Origin of the sequence: Geofilum rhodophaeum (genome assembly GCF_002210225.1) — a bacterium.
GTDB classification, from domain to species: domain Bacteria; phylum Bacteroidota; class Bacteroidia; order Bacteroidales; family Marinilabiliaceae; genus Geofilum; species Geofilum rhodophaeum.
Map to the genome: position 1 here is coordinate 1 of NZ_MWUJ01000058.1, position 1,595 is coordinate 1,595.

Below are 1,595 nucleotides of genomic sequence, written 5' to 3' on the forward strand. Positions count from 1 at the left end.
AATACGTACTAGGCCGAATGCTTACATAAGACCTATTATAAGGACCGTGTAAGCTTAAGGTCTTCGGAGTTTGATTACCAAAAGATGATCAATTACTTTGCGCCGGAAAAACCTCTTTTGCTGGCCAACTCTCCTAAAAATGTAAAGGGAGACAGTATGGACGCTGTGCAAAAGGGGATTTCGGAATCATTGACGGAGAATCTGAACGTGATTCTGTTTGGCCCTCCGGGCACGGGAAAGACTTATGAGCTCAGCACTTACTATTTCAACAAGTTTACTTCAAAAAAGGCGTCGGTTTCGCGGGAGAAGTTTCTGAGGTCGTTTGTCGCTGACAAATCGTGGTGGGAGATTATTGCACTGGTGCTGTTGGATCTTGGCAAGTGCAGGGTTTCGGATATCAACAATCATGAGTTGCTGCAACTTAAAACGTCGCTCTCCAATTCAACGACTATTGCCCAAACGATTTGGGGGCAGCTGCAAAGCCATACGGTGGAGTCTTGCGAAAACGTGAAGGTGAGCAAAAAGGGGGCGCCGCTTATTTTTAATAAGACGGACGATAAGCTTTGGGAGGTTGTTAACGAGGAGCTTGCTCAACAAGCTCCTGAACTGCTGGAGTATCATAATACGGTGAAGGGTTTCAATCAGGAGGCGGTGGATGAGATCAGAAGGTATGAGTTTGTGACTTTCCATCAGTCCTTTACTTATGAAGATTTTGTGGAGGGTATTAAACCGAATTTTAATGAGGGGGAGAACGAACTCACTTACAAGATTGAAGATGGGGTATTTAAAAAGATGTGCCTAAAAGCGAGGAAGGACCCGGATCAAAATTATGCGGTGTTTATTGATGAGATTAATCGGGGTAATATTTCACAGATTTTTGGTGAGCTTATTACGCTGATTGAGGAGGACAAAAGGGAGGGGGAAGAGAATGCGCTTTTTGTGACGCTTCCGTATTCAAAAACCAAGTTCAGTATTCCAAACAATTTATACATTATTGGCACGATGAATACGGCTGATCGCAGTGTGGAGGCACTGGATACTGCTTTGCGCCGACGATTTAGTTTTATTGAGATGCCTCCGAAGCCACACCTGATTAAGTCGGTGGATAAGACCAGTGAGGGGGTGATTGGCGGGATTGATTTGGCGGTGCTTTTAAAGGTGATCAATAGGCGCATTGAGCAACTAATGGACAAAGATCATATGATTGGGCACAGCTATTTTATGAACATCAACACTGTGTCTGATTTAAAGAAGGCTTTCCAGAACAAAATTCTACCCTTGCTTCAGGAGTACTTTTACGGTGATTTTGGGAAGATTGGGCTCATCCTGGGAAGAGGCTTTATGGAGGATGTCCAAAACGGTTTGGAGGAGGATGTTTTTGCGGATTATCCGGAATACGACAGCAGTTCCTTGATTGAGCGCAGGGTGCTCCGACTAAAAGATGTGGTAAAAATGAATGAGGAAGAGTTCAGCTCAGCCATTAATATACTTTTAAGAAAGTAAGTCTTTGGGTAAGCGCCTTTCACATATTACGGTTTTTGAGCACGACTGCCTGCGTACCGACCGGGGGTGTAGACTTCCCCTTTATTGGACAA

At 44.3% G+C, this 1,595-nt stretch carries 1 protein-coding gene; it reads left to right on the top strand.

Annotation, left to right across the window (positions count from 1 at the left end; translation table 11 throughout):
- Window positions 1-84 precede the first annotated feature (84 nt).
- Entirely contained in the window at window positions 85-1,503 is a 1,419-nt protein-coding gene (locus B4W65_RS16995) for an AAA family ATPase (RefSeq protein ID WP_088656352.1), read from the top strand.
- Window positions 1,504-1,595: the final 92 nt, after the last annotated feature.

Excerpts from the sequence above, each read along its gene's own strand:
- B4W65_RS16995 (WP_088656352.1), top strand. The coding sequence starts at position 85 with ATGATCAATTACTTTGCGCCGGAAAAACCTCTTTTGCTGGCCAACTCT.